Here is a 4,339-nt window from a genome sequence, read left to right as displayed (position 1 = left end):
CAACCAAGGGGTTGAAGTCCTCACCGGGTAGTTATTTCGCCCATTTCAGCTCTATTTCATACCCGAAGGTCTCGCACAATACTTGGTATTGTAGCGGATCGCCCTAATTGGTTCAACTAATCTGCGATTAAATTAAGCTCCACAGGCATTACCACCCAGAGTCTCTGGGCTACGAAGTATCATAGCAGATACAAGACTTCCCTCTTAACTTACGGGTTAGGTTTTTACCTCAGCACCGCAGCGGGAAATCTCTACCTAATTTCTAGCACAGAACACCATAACCTGAATTGTCAAGTGACACCTATTGTTAAGTTTGATCACGTCCCTGTCAACTTCGCAATATCTGCCACAGAGATGAGGATAAGGCACATTAAGCGATCGAAGATACTAAAGACCAGAACAGGTTCCGCGTCCCCATTGACCATCATAGGATACGGAAACTTTAGTTCCGGGTCTAGGTTGAAACTCTGCCAAATCAATTAAAGTGACACTAGCCATACCGCTGACATTGCCACGATAAACCCGTTGACCTTGATCATTTCTGCGATCGAATTGTAAACGGGAAGATTGAGCGATACCCGCACCCGTCCGAGCATTACGAAACTCTACTTCCTGTTCAAAGCCAGTATTAGGACTCCAGGGAACAGAAAAAGATAGGTTATCTGCGTCGGTCCGGAAAATAGTTCCCCGACAGACAATATCAGCCAAGGCTTTAGGAACAGCAACTCCTAAAACACTTATACCAATAATAGTTGGGGTAGCGGCAATGAAATTCAACCTATTTGTCCACTGCATTGGAATTACTCCTCACCACAAATTAATTCAACCTTGTAGCATACTCTGTCGGGTTCACTCTAGCCACATTAACAAATATTAACATCAGCAATAGTTTCTCAAACCTCAATGGCAATTCACCCATATTGATCATGGTATAGAGCCGGATTTCCATCAGAACTTATGGAGCATAAATATATACAAATTTGAGACACTATGCTATAATTACCCAGTCGATAGTATAGAAACCCAATTTTCTCTAAGTTAGACTAATTAACCAAGGGTGAGTCAGAAACACTAATTTTGATGTCCTGTAGCACTAAGTAATAATCATGAGCAATCCGCAACCAAAGCCCGAGATAGATCCGATCACAGTAACAGTGGTGTTAACAGCCCTGATATTAATTCCCCTAATTATTGCGGGATTCTCGCCCTAAAGGCTAATTAATCAGGTAAAATAGCGCCCCGCAAATCAGCATCACGCAAATTAGCGCGGTAGAGTACCGTGTCCAACATGACAGCCTCAATCAAATTAACGCCACTGAGATTAGACCAATTTAGTTTAGTGCGATAAAGTCGGGCGCGACTCATATTAGCCCCCCTTAAACTGGTCCAACTGACATTAGCCGCCCGTAGATTCGCCTCACTGAGGTTAGCATCAGTTAAATCAGCCCCCACCATAGTAACCCGACTCAAATCAGCTCGATGAAAATTAGCTCCCATCAGCATCGCGCCACTGAGGGTAGCATTAGATAAATTAGCACCCTCAAGGGTAGAATCGCGCATAATCACATTAGTGAGATTAGCTCCATCCAAGTTAGCACCACTCAAATTAGCTTTTAACAAATTAGTTCGGATCAAAGTGCTGTTAACTAGATGAGCGCCAATAAAATTAGCCTCAGTAAAATTAGCCTCAGCCAAATTAGCATCAGTAAGATTAGCCATATTTAGGGTGACATTTTTGGAGATAGACCCCCGCATACTAGCCCCGGTTAGATTAGCCCTAGAAAAATTAGCATCAGTTAAATTAGCGCTAATCAGGTTAGCATCAGCGAGTTGAGCATCAGTGAGATCCACGCCCATCAATTTAGACTCACGGAAATTAGAGCCACTCAGATTAGTATTAATGAAGCTAGTATTTTCGAGATTAGCCCGGATCAAGCTAACCTCCCGCAGATCCATATCACTGAGATTGACCCCAACCAGGTTAACAGACCGAAACATTCTCTCCCCGGCGGCATATTGTTTGAGTAGCTCCTCAACCTCCATGTTTAATTAACCTCATCATCAGTATTGCAGTATTAAACAACTGGGGGATAAAATCCCTCAGAATTATGATTTCAACAAGTTTCCCTACTTTCCGCACTATATGTCCAACCGCGTAGTTATACCCTGTATGTAATAATCATCTCCTGAAAACGGCACATTGGTGGTGATAGTTCATAATTTGAGGGGTAACCCCCACATCCTGTCCCCAATTAGCGATCGCTTAGGCATCACTAACCTGGTAAATTATAGGATCGTTAGGGAAAGATACCAGAGAAAATAGGTCAACCCCCCAAGATTTACTAGAAACAGGAAACCAGGGATGTCAGATAATTTGAGAAGTAAAGCAATTACCCAGGGCAATCAGCGAACCCCTAACCGGGCTATGTTAAGGGCTGTAGGCTTTGGCGATGAGGATTTCAATAAACCCATTGTGGGCATTGCTAATGGTTATAGTACCATTACTCCCTGCAATATGGGCTTAAATGATTTAGCATTACGGGCAGAAGCGGCCCTGAGACAATCGGGAACTATGCCCCAACTGTTTGGAACCATTACTATCAGTGATGGTATCTCTATGGGTACGGAGGGGATGAAATATTCCCTAGTGTCGCGGGATGTAATTGCCGATTCCATAGAAACTGTCTGTAATGGTCAGAGTATGGATGGGGTGTTAGCTATTGGCGGATGTGATAAAAATATGCCTGGGGCGATGATTGCCATTGCTCGCATGAATATTCCGGCAATTTTCGTTTACGGGGGAACTATCAAACCGGGTCACTATAATGGCTGTGACCTCACTGTGGTTAGCGCCTTTGAAGCGGTGGGACAACATAGCGCGGGGAAAATCCCTGATGAGGAATTACTGGGGATTGAACGCAATGCTTGTCCTGGGGCGGGTTCCTGTGGTGGTATGTTTACGGCTAATACTATGTCGTCAGCTTTTGAGGCTATGGGGATGAGTTTGATGTACTCTTCGACTATGGCGGCTGAAGATGCGGAGAAAGCGGAAAGCACTGAACAATCGGCGTTTGTATTGGCTGAGGCGATTCGGAAACAGATTTTACCGAGCCAAATTCTCACCCGTGATGCTTTTGAAAATGGTATGGCGGTGATTATGGCTGTGGGGGGTTCTACTAATGCGGTGCTACATTTACTGGCGATCGCCAGTTCTATGGGGGTAGAACTAACTCTGGATGATTTTGAAACTATGCGACAACGGGTTCCGGTATTGTGCGACCTGAAACCTAGTGGTCGGTTTGTAACTACAGAATTTCACCAAGCTGGGGGAGTTCCCCAGGTGATGAAAATGTTGTTGGAACATGGCTTGTTACATGGCGATGCTTTGACGATTACTGGTAAAACTATTGCGGAACAGTTGACTGATATCCCGGCTGAACCTGACCCTAACCAGGAGGTGATTCGCCCTTGGGATAATCCTATGTATGCTCAAGGACATTTGGCTATTCTCAAGGGTAATTTGGCTTCGGAGGGGTCTGTGGCTAAAATTACTGGGGTCAAAAATCCTCAAATTACTGGACCGGCTAGGGTGTTTGAGTCGGAGGAGGAATGTCTTGAGGCAATTCTGGCGGGTTCAATTAATCCGGGAGATGTGATTATCGTCCGCTATGAAGGCCCGAAAGGGGGGCCGGGAATGCGGGAGATGCTGGCTCCTACTTCGGCGATTATTGGGGCTGGTTTGGGGGATTCTGTGGGGCTGATTACTGATGGTCGCTTCTCAGGGGGAACCTATGGTCTGGTTGTGGGTCATGTGGCTCCAGAGGCGGCGGTCGGAGGTGCGATCGCCTTAGTGAAGGAGGGCGATAGTATTACTATTGATGCTAAAGCCCGCCTATTACAAATTAATATCTCTGATGAGGAATTACAGGCGCGACGGGAGGAATGGCAGCCTCGTCAACCTCGCTATACGAGGGGAGTCCTAGCTAAGTATGCTAAGTTGGTATCCACTAGCAGTCGCGGCGCGGTCACGGATGTAAATTTGTAACCTAGGTTCGACTTAATCATTTTCGTAGGGTGCGTCAGAAGCAGGCTATCTACATCCTCACCGAATCATTATCGGCGCTACGCACCTCAATCAATTATCTGGGCTTTGATGATAATTCTCGGTGTCTGGTGCGTCAGAAATCAATTATCGGGTGTTGATGATAATTCTCGGTGTCTGACGCACCCTACGGTATGATTACCTAGGAGTGTCACAAAAAGGAGCATGATTTAATCTCAAATTAGGTTAATATTTTAGGGCAATAGGGTCTAATAAGCGAGAAGAGTTGAGGATAAA

General features: G+C 45.3%; 3 protein-coding genes. 1 reads left to right on the top strand and 2 read right to left on the bottom strand.

Annotation, left to right across the window (positions count from 1 at the left end):
* Window positions 1-387: 387 nt before the first annotated feature.
* Together ACTIE0_RS23010 and ACTIE0_RS23005 are read right to left on the bottom strand one after the other, a co-directional pair.
* Window positions 388-795, bottom strand: coding sequence for a hypothetical protein (locus ACTIE0_RS23010; protein WP_006621738.1), 408 nt, complete (start codon window positions 793-795; stop codon window positions 388-390).
* Between the two features lie 423 nt (window positions 796-1,218).
* Window positions 1,219-2,043, bottom strand: coding sequence for a pentapeptide repeat-containing protein (locus tag ACTIE0_RS23005; RefSeq protein WP_006667952.1), 825 nt, complete (start codon window positions 2,041-2,043; stop codon window positions 1,219-1,221).
* A gap of 319 nt (window positions 2,044-2,362) precedes the next feature.
* Between ACTIE0_RS23005 and ilvD the strand changes: the two genes are divergently transcribed.
* The gene (gene ilvD / locus ACTIE0_RS23000; protein ID WP_006667951.1) at window positions 2,363-4,045 is read left to right on the top strand and encodes a dihydroxy-acid dehydratase; all 1,683 of its coding nucleotides are present in this window, start codon (window positions 2,363-2,365) and stop codon (window positions 4,043-4,045) included.
* Window positions 4,046-4,339 lie beyond the last annotated feature (294 nt).

Source organism: Limnospira sp. (genome assembly GCF_051859755.1).
In the GTDB taxonomy this organism is placed as follows: domain Bacteria; phylum Cyanobacteriota; class Cyanobacteriia; order Cyanobacteriales; family Microcoleaceae; genus Limnospira; species Limnospira fusiformis.
The sequence above is the reverse complement of the archived record's forward strand: the minus strand, read 5'-3'. Positions and strand labels throughout refer to the sequence as shown.

Excerpts from the sequence above, each read along its gene's own strand:
- ACTIE0_RS23010 (WP_006621738.1), bottom strand. The coding sequence starts at position 795 with ATGCAGTGGACAAATAGGTTGAATTTCATTGCCGCTACCCCAACTATT.
- ACTIE0_RS23005 (WP_006667952.1), bottom strand. The coding sequence starts at position 2,043 with ATGGAGGTTGAGGAGCTACTCAAACAATATGCCGCCGGGGAGAGAATG.
- ilvD (WP_006667951.1), top strand. The coding sequence starts at position 2,363 with ATGTCAGATAATTTGAGAAGTAAAGCAATTACCCAGGGCAATCAGCGA.